This window comes from Nitrospinota bacterium (assembly GCA_035528715.1).
GTDB lineage: Bacteria > JADFOP01 > JADFOP01 > DATKYB01 > DATKYB01 > DATKYB01.
In genome coordinates this window covers 1-16,686 of record DATKYB010000018.1, presented here as the reverse complement: position 1 = coordinate 16,686, position 16,686 = coordinate 1, and the positions used below count along the sequence as shown (strand labels likewise).

General features: G+C 36.0%; 14 protein-coding genes. 13 read left to right on the top strand and 1 reads right to left on the bottom strand.

The genetic code is table 11. From position 1 onward, the window contains the following. From VMW81_01235 to VMW81_01175, 13 genes are all read left to right on the top strand, one after another. Positions 1-1,369, top strand: a 1,369-nt coding sequence (locus tag VMW81_01235) for an adenylate/guanylate cyclase domain-containing protein (GenBank protein HUU49564.1), incomplete at its 5' end; no start/stop codon positions are given. A gap of 4 nt (positions 1,370-1,373) precedes the next feature. Then, on the top strand, positions 1,374-3,095 hold the full coding sequence (locus VMW81_01230) for an ABC transporter substrate-binding protein (GenBank protein HUU49563.1): 1,722 nt from the start codon (positions 1,374-1,376) through the stop codon (positions 3,093-3,095). Between the two features lie 148 nt (positions 3,096-3,243). After that, a complete protein-coding gene (gshB, locus tag VMW81_01225; protein HUU49562.1) occupies positions 3,244-4,221 on the top strand; it encodes a glutathione synthase in 978 nt (325 codons plus the stop codon). Continuing rightward, complete coding sequence (locus VMW81_01220; GenBank protein ID HUU49561.1) at positions 4,218-5,906, top strand: ABC transporter substrate-binding protein; 1,689 nt, start codon at positions 4,218-4,220, stop codon at positions 5,904-5,906. The genes gshB and VMW81_01220 overlap by 4 nt, the downstream gene beginning before the upstream one ends. 110 nt (positions 5,907-6,016) lie before the next feature. Next, positions 6,017-6,988: an ABC transporter permease gene (locus tag VMW81_01215; GenBank protein HUU49560.1), complete on the top strand. Its 972-nt coding sequence runs from the start codon at positions 6,017-6,019 to the stop codon at positions 6,986-6,988. Positions 6,989-7,002: 14 nt separating this feature from the next. Continuing rightward, positions 7,003-7,953, top strand: a complete 951-nt coding sequence (locus tag VMW81_01210; protein ID HUU49559.1) for an ABC transporter permease — start codon at positions 7,003-7,005, stop codon at positions 7,951-7,953. Between the two features lie 6 nt (positions 7,954-7,959). After that, positions 7,960-8,910: an ABC transporter ATP-binding protein gene (locus VMW81_01205; protein ID HUU49558.1), complete on the top strand. Its 951-nt coding sequence runs from the start codon at positions 7,960-7,962 to the stop codon at positions 8,908-8,910. Positions 8,911-8,919: 9 nt separating this feature from the next. After that, positions 8,920-9,939, top strand: coding sequence for an oligopeptide/dipeptide ABC transporter ATP-binding protein (locus VMW81_01200; protein ID HUU49557.1), 1,020 nt, complete (start codon positions 8,920-8,922; stop codon positions 9,937-9,939). Positions 9,940-9,962: 23 nt separating this feature from the next. Further along, positions 9,963-11,342, top strand: coding sequence for an ATP-grasp domain-containing protein (locus tag VMW81_01195; protein ID HUU49556.1), 1,380 nt, complete (start codon positions 9,963-9,965; stop codon positions 11,340-11,342). 64 nt (positions 11,343-11,406) lie between these two features. Further along, on the top strand, positions 11,407-12,747 hold the full coding sequence (locus VMW81_01190; GenBank protein ID HUU49555.1) for a glutathionylspermidine synthase family protein: 1,341 nt from the start codon (positions 11,407-11,409) through the stop codon (positions 12,745-12,747). A 2-nt stretch (positions 12,748-12,749) separates the two neighbouring features. After that, complete coding sequence (locus VMW81_01185; protein ID HUU49554.1) at positions 12,750-13,595, top strand: GNAT family N-acetyltransferase; 846 nt, start codon at positions 12,750-12,752, stop codon at positions 13,593-13,595. A gap of 49 nt (positions 13,596-13,644) precedes the next feature. Further along, the gene (locus VMW81_01180) at positions 13,645-14,556 is read left to right on the top strand and encodes a hypothetical protein (protein HUU49553.1); all 912 of its coding nucleotides are present in this window, start codon (positions 13,645-13,647) and stop codon (positions 14,554-14,556) included. 120 nt (positions 14,557-14,676) lie between these two features. Then, positions 14,677-15,318 carry a CBS domain-containing protein gene (locus tag VMW81_01175; protein HUU49552.1) on the top strand — a complete coding sequence of 214 codons (642 nt, stop codon included), beginning with the start codon at positions 14,677-14,679 and terminating at the stop codon, positions 15,316-15,318. A gap of 89 nt (positions 15,319-15,407) precedes the next feature. Here VMW81_01175 and mnmG read toward each other — a convergent pair. Next, positions 15,408-16,686, bottom strand: a 1,279-nt coding sequence (mnmG, locus tag VMW81_01170; protein HUU49551.1) for a tRNA uridine-5-carboxymethylaminomethyl(34) synthesis enzyme MnmG, incomplete at its 5' end; no start/stop codon positions are given.

The window sequence follows — 16,686 nt, the reverse complement described above, 5'->3', positions numbered from 1 at the left end:
TATTATCAGGCAGGTTATGAACGATCTAAAAACCGTTGAAGACATTGATAATCTTGATATTCTAAGAACAAATGGAACAGAAGCATTCAAGGATATAGAGACCTTAGCAAGGTTAAAAAGCTTAACGACCCTAAGCAGAGAGGTCATTGAGGCTATTGAAAAAAGCGAGGGTAAAAGCTTAAGCATGATCGATAATGAGTATTTTAAAAAAGCCCTTCAAACAGAAAGTATGGTTGAATATTTCGAAAAGCAAAATGGCAAAATTCTTTTAACACATTTAGAACCCCTTATCAACACGAAGGGGTGTCAGGTGTGCCACGGTGGAACTCAGAGAATAAGAGGAGTAATAAGAATCTCATCCCGCATGGATGATGCCTTTCTTCAGGTCAAGAAAAACAGAACAAATGCCATCATAATCTCTTTAGCAGTCATTGTTCTGGTATCGATTGCCCTTAAAATCCTTATGAAATATATCATCATTAAACCCATACAAAGCCTCGGCCAAGCCTCAGAGAGCATTGGTAAGGGTGACTTGGATACAAAAATAGACATTAAATCTCAAGATGAGATAGGAAGATTGGGAATATCTTTTAATGAGATGACAGATAAATTAAAATCAGCCCGTAAAGATTTGCAAGAAAAAAATATTGAATTGAATGATACTTTGACCAGATTACAAATAACCTTGGATAAGGTCTCTCTCCTAGAGAGGGCGAAGGTCAATTTAAGTAAATTTGTCCCAGAAACAGTAAAAAGAATCATAGAAAAGGATATTGATGGTGAGGAATTAATGAAAAGTGATAGGGATGTATCCGTACTCTTTTTGGACATAGGTGGATACACAAAGATCAGTGAGGCCATGGATGCAAAAAAGGTAAACTTTATTGTAGAAAAATATTTTTCAGCTTTTCTGGATGATATCAACAAAAACAATGGAGATATAAATGAAACTGCTGGGGATGGTTTGATGATTATCTTTCAAGAGAAGGATCCTGTTAAAAATGCTACAGCAGCAGCAAAAACAGCCCTCGCTATAAGAAATAAAGCTATTAAAATCAATGAAGATATAAAGGATGAAATAGAACCACTTGAGGTAAATATGGGAATCAATTCAGGGATAGCATCTGTTGGCTCAACAAAATTTGAAGGTGTGTCAGGTACAAGATGGACATACACGGCCACAGGCTCAGTAACGAACCTTGCAGCCAGAATTGCTGCTTTTGCTGACAAAGGAAAACTCCTTGTAGGAGAAGAAACCGCGCAAAGAATCAAGGATCAATTTGAAATAGAACCGATGAGTGAACAGAGATTTAAAAATGTATCCAAGCCTGTCTTGGTATATAAACTCATTTCAAAAAAGGCTGTTTGAATTCATGAAAAGAATATTCCACTTAATAATCTTATTATTTTTCCTTATCAATTTTCAATCTCCAGCATTATCCACCACACCAGGAACGCTTAATAGCTCACTATCCCTTAAAATCGGTCTTATAGAAGAACCCAAGACTTTGAATCCCTTTAGTGCTACTGACCGATGGTCTAAGAATATCATAAAACAGCTCTATCAATCTCTTTATATAAAGGGTCCAAAAACCCTTGATATTGTTCCATGGTTAGCTGTTGAGAAACCCCATTTTAATCACACTAATGAAGTTATTATCCATCTTAAAAAGGCTCAATGGGAAGATGGTACCCCATTAACGGCGGATGATATTGTCTTTACAGGAAATATAATAAAAGAATTCAAGATCCCATCCTTCTATTCTGACTGGGATTTCATCAAAGGATTAAAGGCTCTGGATAAAAACACTATAAAATTTACTCTGACAGAAAAAAAGGCGATCTTCTTTTCTCAAACCATGCTAACCCCAATTATTCAAAAGAAACAGTGGACACCCATTGTGCTCAAAGCAAGGACATCAAAAAACCCTATTAAGACTCTTTTAGGATATCAACCCAAAAAAATCATTTCAAGTGGTCCCTTCAGGTTTTCTAAATGGGAATCAGGGAAATATATTAAACTGATAAAAAACGAATTCTTTTTCGGACAGGGAACAAAAATTCTTGGATATAAAATTGGTCCTTATATAAACGAAATTGTTTTTCTTATTTATAGAGATATAAATCAGATGATAGATGCCCTTAAAAGTGGAGAAATTGACTATATATGGGGAAGCATAGAACCCAGATATCTTAGTCAGATAAGAAATAATTTGAAAATATATCTAACAACAAGTCCAATGAATGCTATTCAATATCTTGCCTTTAATTTGAGAAAAGAACCTTTTAATGATAAACATTTTCGACAGGCTCTTGCCTATTTAATTGATAAGGATATCTTGGTTACTAATGTATTGAATAATTATGGTGTAAGTCTGGATAGCATTATCCCACCAGGAAATACCATTTGGCACAATTCAGAGACTAGAAAATATGGAAAAGATTTGTCAAGAAAAGAAAGAATCCAAAAGGCAATGGATCTCCTGGAATCTGCTGGGTACAAATGGAGAGAAAAACCATCAATTGAAAAAAGCCTCGTCTCTTATGGTAAAGGCTTACTCATGCCGAATGGCGAACCTGTGCCACCCTTTGTAATACTTTTCCCTTCTTTTGAGTATGATCCTGCAAGAGCCATTTCTGCAAGATTCATTCAAGAGTGGTGGAAGGGAATAGGAATACCTGTTGAGATCAAGTCAGAACCTTTTAGAAGCCTCATGAAAAGAGTTAAAGACGAACGCAATTTTGATGTTGTTATACTAGGATGGAACTTAGGAATTGACCCAGACTATTTAAGGATCTTTTTTCACTCCAGAGAAGCCGTCAAATATGGAAAAAATTTTTCAAGATATAAAAATCTTGATTTTGATAGGCTTGCAGATGCATCGGCTATAAAAACAGATTTCAAAGAGAGAAAAGAACTCATAAAAAAAATGGAACAGATAATTATCGAGGAAGTACCCTATATTCCTCTTTACAGTTCATTTATGATTGAAGTATATCGATTGGATAGATTTTCTGGATGGTTTCAGCAGTTAAATGGTATTGGGAACATATGGTCATTACTACTGGTAAAATCTCTATTACCATATAATTAAAAGAGCGAAAATTAATATCTTTGATTTTTTGTTCTGAATTTAAAGATTTTCAAACTATCTCTTTTACTTGACTCATAAGTATTTATATTATATATATTTTTGCGTCATAAATTGTGAAAATTCTTTTTAAATTAGTTCTGCTCTAAAAATGAAGATAGCATATGTGATGGATCCCTTAGAAAAAATCGACCCTACATGGGAAACCACAAGTGCCTTTATGTATGAATGCAACCAGAGGGGACATGATATATTCTTTTTTGAGCCTCACGATTTTTATATCAAAGAAAATAAGGTAATGGCAAGAATGAAATATATAACAACCACCAAAGATATGCCTCTATCATCATACTGGGAGAGGATAAAATTAGAGGCCCAAAAAGAAGAGAGAATATTTGAAGATGTTAAAGACCTTGATGTGATATTTACGAGAAAAGATCCTCCATTGGATTTCAGGATGGTAAGCTATCTCAGGCTTGTCAAGGACGATGTACTTGTTATCAATGATGTTGATGGACAGGTAAGAGCAAATAACAAACTCTATATGCTAAGTTTTCCCGATATCATACCAGAAACTCATGTCTCAAAAGACCCCCAGAGGCTTAGGAAGATCATAGATGAATTTGGAGGAGATATGATAATGAAACCTCTTGACTCATACGGGGGATTCGGAGTGATAAAGATCAGTAAAAAGGATCCTGAAAATCTCAATTCATTACTCAATTTTTATGTTGACCAATATAAACCCTATAGTGAAAGAAAGTCTGTTATTGTTCAAGAGTATCTCAGTATTGCAAAAAAAGGTGATAAGAGGATCCTTCTTTTGAATGGGGAAATTTTAGGCGCAATGAGAAGAATCCCAAGAAAAGGAGAGGTTCGAGCCAATATCCATGCTACTGCTGGTTTTTCTAAATGCAATATAACAAAAAAAGATATGGATCTCTGCAATAAACTCAAAAAGAAACTTGTGGTTGATGGGCTGTATTTTGTTGGCATTGATGTTATTGGTGATAAGATTATAGAGATCAATTGTATCAGTCCAGGGGGTATACCCAGGATTAACAAACTCTATAATGTAAACCTAGAAAGAGATGTTATTAGTTTTATAGAGGAGAAGGTAGAAAAATGAAAAAAATCATCCTTTTTTTATTAATCTCTATCTTCATTCTGTGTCAAGTGAGCGATGCTTCTGAAAATATTTTAAAGATCGGTATGCAGAATGAGCCGAAGACCCTTAATCCCTTTACAGCAAGTGATATGTGGTCAAAAAATGTTATTGAAAGAATCTACGAGGACCTTTATACCGTAGCTCCAAAAACCTTTGAAATCATCCCCTGGGTAGCAGAAGGACCTTCCGAATACAACAAAGAAAACAATACAGCAATTGTTAAGATGAGGAAGGCAAAATGGCATGATGGAACCCCTGTAACAGCTCACGATGTGGTTTTTACTGCAAATGTCATAAAAGATTTTAAAGTACCAAGGTATAGAGCCAGATGGAAATTTGTCAAAAAGATTGAGGCCATTGATGACTATACGATAAAATATACCCTCTCTCAACCCATGGCTATATTCTATACCCATACACTTCTCTCCTTTATCGTGCAAAAATCAAAATGGCAACCCATTGTTGAAAAGGCAAAAAAATCAGAAAAACCATTGCGAACTCTCTTGAACTACAAGAATCCCTCTCCTCTTGGCAATGGTGCCTTCAAATTTGTATCATGGAGAAGGGGAAGCTCTATAAAACTGGAGAGGAATCCTGATTATTTTGCAGCGAATAGAGAACTCAACGGTAAAAAAGTAGGTCCCTATATAGACGGTATTCTTTTTAAAATTTATGGAACCACAGATGCTGCTATCCTTGCTCTCAAAAAAGGGGATGTGGATTATATATGGTGGAGTATACAGCCTGGGTATATTGATGATTTAAGAAAAGACCCTCAAATCGCTCTTACAGAAAATAAGGAGAATGGCCTGCGCTATTTTGCCTTTAATTTACGAAAACCACCTTTTAATGACAAAAATTTCAGGCATGCGGTTGCTTATCTGATTAATAAAGATTTCATGGTTAAGAGAATCCTTCATGGTCACGGCTCTCGGTTAGACAGTATTGTCCCACCTGGAAATGAATTTTGGCACAATCCTGATGTCCCTCGTTATGGAAAAGGAATGACAAAAATAGAAAGGGTTAAAAGGGCCATAGAAATCTTAAAAAGATCAGGTTATACATGGGAAAAAGAGGTAGAATTAAAAAACAATAGTTTTACAAGGGGAGAGGGTTTAAAGATGCCAAATGGCAAAAAAGTCCCTGATATTGATATCCTCACCCCTCCTGCAGATTATGACCCTCTAAGGGCGATGTCTGGAATAGTCATCCAGGAATGGTTGAAGGATATCGGCATAAACGCCTTTGCAAAACCAGCATCGATATCGTTTATCATCGATAAAGTAAAACTCAAACAGGACTTTGATACATTTATCCTTGGTTATCGATTAGGGATAGATCCCGATTACATACAAAATTTTTTCCACTCATCCCAAATAACAAGAAGGGGAAGAAACACAAGTGCTTATAATAACCCTTCTTTTGACAAATTAGCCAATGAATCAGCCAAAGAATTAGAAAGAGAAAAAAGGAGAAAAATAATATTTGAAATGCAATCCATTCTCATGGAGGATATTCCTTGGATTCCCCTGTTTAATGCTTCTGTGATTGAGGGATATAGAAAAAACCGTTTTTCAGGATGGGTGAATCAGCTAAATGGTATCGGAAATTACTGGTCATTTCTTTTTATAAAACCCTTAAAATAGGACAAAAACGGATTAAAATTACTCTGTTCATAAAAAATATTTGAAATGATTATTTTACTAAATATTATTTATTGAGCTAATGTCTTTGTGAACACAAGCAATTACTAAACATGCAAAAATATATCTTAAGAAGAACGGTAGAAATCATCGTAACTTTATTTATTATTATCACTCTTCTCTTTGTCCTTTTTCGTTTGGCACCGGGTGACCCTACCTCTATGATCATAGATCCAACGATGACTCCTGAAGATATAGAGAGCCTCAGGGAAGCCTTTGGACTGAATGACCCCTTATGGCTTCAGTATCTTAAATATCTTAAGAATGTCTTAAAAGGAGAATTTGGGAATTCCTTTCATTATGCTGAACCGGTTTTGGATATCATTAAAGAAAAATTATTGAACACCATCCTTCTCTTTACCACGGCTACGATTTTAGCTGCCCTTGCTGGTATTTCATTGGGAAAATTCATTGCATGGAAAAGAGGAACAAAGATTGAAGCAACCATAACCTTTGTAGGTCTCCTGCTTCATACCATTTTTCTCCCGTGGTTTGCTCTTTTAGCCATATGGATCTTTGGATTCAAGTTCCATTGGTTTCCCATAAATGGCATGCTTACCCCTGAGATATGGCTGGATCCCACTATCAGCTTCTTTTATAAAATTTTAGATGTCATTCATCACATGATACTCCCCTTATTTGTCCTCTTTACAATTGATTTTTCAAGATCAATGCTGGTTATGAAAAGCAGTATGCTGGATACCCTTCGGGAAGACTACATTATCACTGCCAAAGCAAAAGGGCTTAAGGAAAAGATCATCAGAAACAAACATGCAGCAAGAAATGCTATGCTCCCTGTAGTCACCTCAGTAAGCTTGAGCATAGCCTTTTCAATTAATGGAAGCGCTATAACTGAAACGGTATTTTCCTGGCCAGGCCTGGGGAGGGAATTGGTATTTGCTGTAAGCAATAATGATTATCCACTGGCTCAAGCCAGTTTTTTACTCATATCAACATTAGTACTGGTAGCAAATTTGGTTGCTGACGTCCTATATGCTTATCTTGACCCAAGGATAAAGTATTAGGAGACATAAAATATATGAATAGAGAAGAACTGAATAAAAATAGAAAATTAGAAAGATCAGAATATCTTAATTTTTTCACAAGAAAAAGATTCTTCTTTTTAAAGAGACTCTATTCAAACTGGCTCATCTTTAAGAAAAACAAGATGGGGCTGTTGGGAGTTGCATTATTAATGCTCTTTGGTCTTATGGCCCTCGCATCTTTTTTGCCACCTCTTATCAATCCCATGTATCAACCAATGATTGGTGTAGATCCCATGATACTGGGCACGGAAGGACCTTCATCAACCCATTGGCTGGGAACAGATTTCATGGGAAGAGATATATTTAGTCAGCTACTTGTGGGAGCAAGGATAGCCTTTATGATCGGGATATCTGCTGCTCTCATGACCGTTGCTATAGGAACAACTTTTGGTCTTTTGGCTGGTTACTTTGGTAAGACCGTCGACTTTTTACTTATGAGATTCGCAGATATCATTTTGGTTCTCCCTGATCTCCTCGTTATTATCATCCTTTCAGCAGTAATCGGAAAATTAAGCATATGGAATATCGTGGTAGTTATAGCCCTTCTTGGATGGGCAGGTACTGCTAGAGTCATCAGGTCTCAGGTCTTAACCTTAAAGGAGAGGCCCTATGTCGATGCTGCAAGGCTTGCTGGATCACACCCATTTGGAATCATCCATAGACACATTGTACCAAATATTATTCCCCTCTCTTTACTCTATATGACCTTCAGGGTAACCTCGGCTATACTGGTAGAAGCAGCCCTTTCTTTTCTCGGCTTTGGTGATACCAGTACAGTAAGTTGGGGAATGATGTTGCAATGGTGCTGGAAGACAGGAAATATGTTCAGGGCACCTTATTGGCTTCTTCCTCCTGGAATCAGTATATCTCTCATAACCCTATCCTTCTATCTTATAGGCAGGGCTATGGACGAAATTGTTAATCCCAGGCTCAGGGAAAGATAGTTAAATATGAAGATTTTAGAAATAAAGAATCTAAGCATACAATATAAAATATCAGAAGGAAATGTTCAGGCTGTAAAAAATGTTTCTTTTGATGTAGAAAAAGGTGAGTCTATTGGGTTTGTGGGAGAATCTGGATGTGGAAAAACCACCATAGGAATGGCAATCATGGGACTTCTTCCTCAAAATGCGGAGATAACAAATGGGCAGATTATCTTTGATGGTGAAGATTTATTAACCAAAACAGATGAAGAAATGCGAAAGATAAGATGGAAAAGGATATCCATGATATTCCAAGCTGCAATGAATGCCTTAAACCCTGTCTTTAGAATAGAAGACCAGATTATTGAGGCAATCATGACTCATAGTGATATAAATAAAGTAGATGCCAGAAAGAGGGTTGAAGAACTGTATAGGCTTGTGGGGATTGATCCTATACGAGCAAGAGATTATCCCCATGAATATAGCGGAGGAATGAGGCAGAGGGCTATTATTGCTATGGCGCTTGCATGCAATCCAGACCTTATTATTGCTGATGAGCCAACAACGGCTCTGGATGTATTAGTTCAGGATCAAATCATCAGTGAGATTATAAAGCTCCAAGAAAAACTGGAAATGACCATGATCTATATCTCTCATGACATATCTGTCATTATTGAAACTTGTAACATGCTTGGTGTATTATATGCTGGTACCTTAGTAGAATATGCCCCAACATCGGACCTGGTTTCAAATCCGCTTCATCCTTACACCAAGGGCTTATTGGGTTCATATCCCTCTATAAAGGGAGAGATAAAAAAATTGAATCCTATACCTGGAGAACCACCTGATCTTATTGATCCTCCTTCTGGCTGTAGATTTCATCCGAGAAACCCTTTGAAGGAAAAGGTATGCATAGAAAAAGAACCTGAATTGCGTCTCATTGATGACAGGCACTATGTGGCCTGCCATCTGGTTTAGGGGTGAGATATGGCTGAAACTTTAATTAAAATAAATAATCTCTCTAAGTTATATCCTCTGAAAAAGAATCTCTTTAGAAAAGCAAAAGAGTGGCTCCCTGCCCTCCACAACATCAGTTTTGACATTAACGAGGGAGAAGTTTTCGGATTAGTAGGAGAAAGTGGAAGTGGCAAGAGTACCTGCGGAAAGATTCTTGTAAGACTGGAGAAAGCCACATCCGGTCAAGTTTTCTTTGAGGGAACAGAGATAAATTCCCTTAAAGGGAGAGACCTAAAGGCCTTCAGGAAAAAGGCACAAATGATATTTCAGGATCCCTATGAATCTTTAAATCCAAGAAGAACGGTCTTTGATACACTGATAGAACCGCTAAATGTCCATACTGTTTATGAAGAACTGGCAGAACCTCTGAAAGCCCAACACATTGGAAGTCGGGACTATAGAGAAAGAAAGATTCAAGAAGTCCTTGAAAAGGTTGAACTCAAACCAGCTGAGGGTTTCCTCTACCGTTATCCTCATGAACTGAGTGGAGGTCAAAGACAAAGAATCTCCATTGCCAGGGCATTGGTGCTTGACCCTAAATTCATTGTAGCTGATGAACCCATCTCCATGTTAGATGCTTCTGTCAGAGCAAGTTTTATGAACCTAATGTTAAAATTAAAAAAAGATTTCAACCTCACCTATTTATTTATTTCTCATGACCTTGCTTCTGCCCGTTATATTTGTGACAGATTAGGTGTTCTCTTTCAGGGCGAGATCGTTGAGATCGGTCCAACAGAAAGGATCATCCAAGATCCAAAACATCCTTATACGAAGATGCTTCTCTCTGCTGTTCCAGTAGCAGATCCAAAGATTAAAAGGAAGCGTTTAGAAGGAGCGAAGATGGCACCAATAGAGCATTCAACGGGATGTGTTACTTGCAAATTTTATACAAGATGCCCTATAGCTTCTAAAGAAAAATGCGGGGAAGGCAAGCCTGAGCTTGTGTCTGTTGAAGACGGTAGATTTGTGTCTTGCCACCATATAAAATAAAGCCCTCCAAAAAAACGAAGATCATGGAAAATATAGTATATAAAAACCTGAATTTAAATTGTAACTCTGCTTATCTTATATATATAGGAAAAATTAAAACATGGGGCCTTAATAAATTCCTCATAAAACCTCTGGTCGATTTCTATAAAAGAAATGTTGAGATCATTGCTATTATGCCTGATTTTCACAAATATTATCCGATGGATAATGTCATTATATTAAACGATAGGTCAAAAGAACTATCCTCTAATAATGGACATATTCACAAATACCCAATAAAAGAAAGCAATTTTTGTAAATTGGTCTCAAACAGCAGGTTCATCCAAGAGCTCTTTTCCAACATCTTAAAAAACCAAAAAATTATCTATGTCAATATGTACCAAAACGAAGAAGAATTTACCCTTGATAATAATAAAGATATCTTCATTATCGGTCCTAAAAAGGAATTAGTAAAAAAATACAATAGCAAAACAAACCAATATAAACTGGCAAAAAACCATGGTTTGCCTGTTCTGGATTCTGAGATAGCTAAAAATATAGATGAACTCTCATATATTTTCCGTGAGAAAAAGAGATATTGGAAAGAGGGGGCTTATATTGCCGGAGAATACGGAATGGGTGGCAGTAACAGTCTCTTTGCACAATCTGAAAGTGATATATTAAATAAATTTTCTAATACCCCGGGTCCCTTTTTGATATCAGAGCTTATTCCAAATTCAAAATCTCCAGCAGTTTTGGGGGTTATTGCTAATAAAGAGGAGGTCTTTATAGCCTCTGTAGTCGATCAGATAATGGATGGACCAAAATATAAAGGTTCTGTCTTCCCATCCCTTTTAGATAAAGAGGTTATTAACAGGCTAAAAGAATATACGCTTCAAATAGGTTCAATAATGGGAGCAGATGGCTATAAAGGTATTTTTGGCTGCGACTTTATCGTCACCCCAACTAACCAAATCTATTTCGTGGAAATTAATGCAAGAAAGGTAGCCTCAACTTTAGAAAATTCCCTCTATATAAAAAGCCTTTTACCGTCCTTTCCTACAATACCAGAACTTGAGTTTAGAGCTGTAACACAAGGCACTTTTGGAATTGATGTAGAAAAAATATCTCAAAAAACCAAGGGTATTTCGTGGGGAATATCTTATGTTAAAACCCTTCAAAATAAAATAGTGGTAAAGGATATAAAAAGTCTTCCGCAAGAAGAGGATTTGTTTAAAAATCTCGATTATTTACCTAAGGAGAGAAAAAAAAGAATTTCTGTTATGGAACATGTAGGTGCAGGTACAATTGTTGACAGGGGATATCTAGGAAGGGTTGTTACGGTGGCTAAAGACCATGAATCTGTTTTAAGAAATCTTAGAACAGGAGAAAAAATGGTCTGGGACACAGTAAAACCATGTTGAATTACTAATAGTAATCTATTTTCCAATAGAAAAGCAATAATTTATAAAAAAAGGGGTCTTTAGAGTGGAGAAACTGATAAAGGTTTACAATAATCTTCTTAAAAAAGACCCTATGCTGGCAAAGGAATGTTCTGATCAATTCAATGAGAATATGAAGAAGAGCAATGTCAAATTTGGCGACATGATCCTCTCTTCATTACTGAGGCCTTATTTTATCTCATCCAAAGACATGGATCGTCTTAAAGATATTGTAAACCTCCTTCTTCGTTGTGCTGAAAAATTGATGAACTTTTTTTTGGAGTCCGGAAAGATCACAGAGCTCCTTCCCATAGCACCAGAAGAAAAAGATTTCATAAGTTTTAGTAACGGCTATGCCAGATCAATAATAATCTGCCGCTTAGATGCGTTTTATCATAAAAACGGGGAGATCAAATTTCTTGAATTCAATGGGGATAGTCCTGGAGGAATAGGATACACTGATGTAATGACCAAGATATATCTGGAGCTTCCTATTTTTGAGCTAATCAAAAAAAAATATCATTATCAACTTTATTCTTTTGACACACGAGAACACCTTTTAAAAAGTCTCTTAGAGTGCTATCTCCAATTTGGGACCAAAAAAAGGCCAACAATCGCTATTATTGGATGGGATAATATAAAAACTAGACCTGAATTTTATTTTATAAAGGACCATTTTGAAAAAAAGGGTTATACGACCATCATAGCTAATCCAAGGGATTTAGAATATAGAAAAAATAGATTGGTCTTTGGAGATCATAAAATCGATATTGTTTATAGAAAAGTCCCCGCCTCTCAAATAATAAAAAATTCTGAAGAATTAAAGGGATTGATCAAAGCCTATAAAGATAAAAAGGCATGCTTTGCTAATCCCCTCAATTCCTTTCTATCCAGTTTTAAAGGAGTCCTCTCTATATTCACTGACGAAAAATTTGATTTTCTCTTTACCGATAAAGAAAAAAAGATAATAAATGAGGTTATCCCCTGGACCAGAAAATTGAAAGATTGTAAAACAGAATATAAAGGAAGAAAATTTGACTTACTTAATTATATCACTAAAAATAAAGAAAGATTTGTTTTGAAACCCTGCTATCTTTTTGGTGCTGAGGGGGTGCTCATCGGAAGCGAAACACACCAGTCCCAATGGGAAAATACCATTCAAAAAGGTTTAAGATCAAGATATGTGGTTCAGGAAAAGATAAAACTCCCTCATGAAATTTTTCCTTCGTCTTCTTCCTCACCCTCTTTTGCAAAAAAGAATATCAATTTGGGCCTCTTTTCCCTTGGTGGACTCTGCCATGGAGGAATTCTGAGATTTTCTTCTTCATCCATTATTAATACTATAGGTGGGGGCGCTCTTCCTATTATAAGGGTTAGAAAAGAATAAAAATGCAAAGAAAAGATATAGAAATCAGAACCCTTACCACTTATAAGGAGATGCTCGAGACAGAAAGCCTCCATAGAAGGGTTTGGAGATACCCTGAACCCTACAGTGCTAAAATCTTACTTACCATATCCCAGACAGGGGGCCACATAATTGGAGCCTATTTAAAAGATAAACTTGTGGGTTTTTCATTTACTCTTTTGGCAAAAGACAAAAAGGGATTATATCTCCGTTCACAGCTGTTGATTGTGTTAAAAGAATATAGAGGAAAAAACATAGGTCTCTTGCTCAGGATGGCTCAGAGAGATTATGCAAAGAAAAGAGGTATGGATAGAATCGAATGGACCTTTGATCCGTTACAAGCTAAACTTGGATATTTTTATATTAGAAAATTAGGGGCTATTGTAAAAAAGTATAACCCCCGTCTCTATGACAGGCTTGATGATAATTCTCACAGAAGTATTTCAAATGACAGGTTCTATGCTGAATGGTATCTCGATTCAAAGAGAGTATTATCAAGAATTAACCGAAATTTTTCTCTTGAGAGAGAAATGACATCAGAGATTGATAGAGAAAAAATCGTAAACAATGTAACGCTCAGCAAAGAGGGCATGCCTCTCATAATCGACTATAACCTCAATATGAGGGATCAAGATATCTTGATAGAGATACCCGAGAGATTAGACATGATTCTCAAGGATACAGATATCCTTTCAAAATGGCGAAGCGACACAAAAGAGATATTTGATACCTATATTAACAAAAATAAATATTCGATTGTCGATTTTATAACCTCTCCTCATAAGAGAAGCTTCTATCTCTTGAATCTTCAACCTGACGAAGAGAGATAAATCAAGAAAAATTTGAATTTTTAATGGTTTCCTGCTATAATTTTTAATAATGAAGACAATTATTAGCTTTTTTCTCATATATATTTTTTCCCTACAGGGCAGTGCACTTGCTTTCCCAAAGTATCAAAAAGTCTCAGCCTCTCCTGTTTTAACCGCTGAAAAGATATATAAAAACACCATCAATGCCTATAAGGAAATAGAGAGTTATAGCTATACAAACTATCAGGGTGAATATACTTGGTTTAATAAAGAGAAGATGGATAGGGCAAAAGATAATTATGATTCTCTTATTGATCGATATGGAAATGAATCTCATAACGGCTTTTTAAATGATTTTAATGGGTTAAGCAGTAGCGAAAAAAACTCATTCACTTCCTCAAAATTTAAAAAAGGGGTATACGGATATAAATTCCTCAAGCCTTTTATTGTTAAGATGGTTCTGCTCGAATCTGACTATCTCCCTGCAATACTGCACAAAAGTATACTGGAATATAGACCCGACAAAGACCCCAAGAAATTCATGTTCCTTCCAAGGGGCTCCTCCGCTTTCTCCATAACCAGGTCTATCTATGACGAAAGCGGGAGCTTTTTAACAATGAACTGGACTGTAGACCTCTTAATGATGCATCTGCAACATGAAAATGGAACCTTGGGGCTTGCAGAAAAAGAAAAGGTAGATGGAAGAGATTGTTATGTATTAGAGTTTTCTTTTAAGAAAGACAGAGAGCCTTTTATGATCAAACAGAATTTAAAATCGCATGGCATTCCAATAGATATTAATGCTAAAGTATATACATCTCTTTTTAATCTCGCTAAAAAGAATTTCTCCAAGGTAAAATACTGGGTAGATGATGGTAAATTTATTGTTATAAAAAAAGAAGAATATATCAATGATAAGCTCTATTCATCAAAGGAATATAGAAATATCAAGATAAATAACCTCTCCCTTAAAGACTTCTAATCATTCCTCTAGGAACACAGCTCTTATTCTCCTTGGCAATGTAAATAATAATTGAAAATTCATATTTTCTATGATATTTTATAAACTCTATCATTTAAAATCTTCAATGAGGTGATTTATATGTTAGTTAAAGAAAGAATGACCACTAAGAATCTCATCACAGTAACCAAAGATATAGATATTGAATCAGCTTATAAGGTAATGAGAAAGCACTCCATCCGCCACTTGCCTGTCGTAGAAGGAAAAAAATTGATAGGGATTGTTACTGACAGGGATCTTCGGCAGTCCCTTATTCCTTGGAAATCTTCAGAAAAAGAAAGGGAATTTTATTATTTTTCAAAAGAGGTCCGTATTGAAGAGATTATGACAAAAGATCCTGTCACGATCACACCTGACACTGATATTGAAGATGCAGCAAGATTGATCCATCGCTATAAATTTGGCGCATTACCAGTAGTAAAAGATGGTAACCTTGTAGGGATAATAACCCATATGGATATCTTAGAGATTTTTATTGAGATAATGGGCATTATTGGCTCCAGCAAACGTATAGATGTCATATTCGGTAAAAAGCCAAAGGGCTTTGAAGAGGTCTCAAAGATTATAGAAGATAATAAAGGGGAAATAATAAGTATTGGGATGTCATCAGAAAAGAATAAAAACAAAAGGGCATATTATTTTCGCATTGAAACAGATAATCTGGATGGAATTATCAAGACATTAAAGGAAAAGAAATATAAGATACTTGATGTGATGCGCTGACGTTTAATCCCCAATTAAATATCTTAAAAAATAGAAAAGCATATCATAAATACTTCATCATTCATAAGTTCGAAAAACAATCCAAAGATTTAATTTCGTTTACTCTTCATCTTTTTCTTCTGAAGATATATCAGCAAAACAGAAAGGGCCGCAGGTGTAACCCCAGATATTCTTGATGCCTGACCCAAGGAAAGAGGCTTTATCTCCTTTAGCTTCTGTCTCACTTCTGTTGAAAGTCCTGAGATGCTATCATAATCAATTTTAGGAGGGATCTTTTTTTCTTCTAGCTTTTTAAAATTTTTTACATCTGCAAGTTGCCTATTAATATACCCTTTATATTTTATCTGTATCTCCACCTGTCTTGCCACTTCTGGGTCAATCTCATCTTTTCTTTCTTCCATTTTTAAAAGATCACTATATTTAATCTCAGGTCTTTTTAAAAGTTGGGCTAAAGTGACAGGCTCTTCTATTTTACTGGTTCCAGCTTTTAATAGTATAGAATTGATTTTTTTGCTGGGTTGGATTCGCGTACAATTAAGTCTTTTCAATTCACTAGCAATGTTTTTTTGCTTCTTTAAAAACTTTTTATGATCTTCTGTTGATATCAAACCTAAATCGTAGCCTTTTTCCGTTAACCTCAGACCAGCATTATCTTCCCTTAACAGAAGTCGATACTCCGCCCTAGAGGTAAACATCCTATACGGCTCGTTGGTACCCTTTGTAATCAGGTCATCTATTAAAACGCCAATATATGCTTCTGATCTATCTAATATAAAAACTGATCTCTTTTTCACCATGAGAGCAGCATTAATTCCAGCCCATAATCCTTGAGCTGCTGCCTCCTCATATCCTGATGTTCCATTTATCTGTCCTGCTAAGAAGAGTCCTTTGATTATCTTGGTTTCTAGATTTGCGTTTAGCTGGGTTGGATTCACAAAATCATATTCAATGGCATAAGCCGGCCTCATGATCTCCGCATTTTCCAGCCCCGGTATACTCTGAACCAATTTTACCTGAATATCCAAAGGAAGACTGTTGCCAAGTCCCTTGGCATAAACCTCTTTTGTATCTAGTCCTTCAGGTTCTAAGACTATTTGATGTCTATCTTTATCCGAGAAACGCACCACCTTATCTTCTAGAGAAGGACAATATCTGGCTCCAACTCCCTTTATCACCCCACTATAAAGAGGAGACCTGTCTAAATTGTCTAAAACCAGCTGATGGGTCTTTTGGTTTGTGTAAGTAAGATAACATGATATCTGAGGAAGAGGTATCTCTTTGGTAAAAAAAGAGAAAGGTCGAGGTTCTCTGTCTCCCCTTTGTTCCTCTAATTTAGTGAAATCCACTGAAGATGCTCTTAATCTCGGA

Coding starts and splice junctions, on each gene's coding strand:
- VMW81_01230 (HUU49563.1), top strand. CDS start 1,374: ATGAAAAGAATATTCCACTTAATAATCTTATTATTTTTCCTTATCAAT.
- gshB (HUU49562.1), top strand. CDS start 3,244: ATGAAGATAGCATATGTGATGGATCCCTTAGAAAAAATCGACCCTACA.
- VMW81_01220 (HUU49561.1), top strand. CDS start 4,218: ATGAAAAAAATCATCCTTTTTTTATTAATCTCTATCTTCATTCTGTGT.
- VMW81_01215 (HUU49560.1), top strand. CDS start 6,017: ATGCAAAAATATATCTTAAGAAGAACGGTAGAAATCATCGTAACTTTA.
- VMW81_01210 (HUU49559.1), top strand. CDS start 7,003: ATGAATAGAGAAGAACTGAATAAAAATAGAAAATTAGAAAGATCAGAA.
- VMW81_01205 (HUU49558.1), top strand. CDS start 7,960: ATGAAGATTTTAGAAATAAAGAATCTAAGCATACAATATAAAATATCA.
- VMW81_01200 (HUU49557.1), top strand. CDS start 8,920: ATGGCTGAAACTTTAATTAAAATAAATAATCTCTCTAAGTTATATCCT.
- VMW81_01195 (HUU49556.1), top strand. CDS start 9,963: ATGGAAAATATAGTATATAAAAACCTGAATTTAAATTGTAACTCTGCT.
- VMW81_01185 (HUU49554.1), top strand. CDS start 12,750: ATGCAAAGAAAAGATATAGAAATCAGAACCCTTACCACTTATAAGGAG.
- VMW81_01180 (HUU49553.1), top strand. CDS start 13,645: ATGAAGACAATTATTAGCTTTTTTCTCATATATATTTTTTCCCTACAG.
- VMW81_01175 (HUU49552.1), top strand. CDS start 14,677: ATGTTAGTTAAAGAAAGAATGACCACTAAGAATCTCATCACAGTAACC.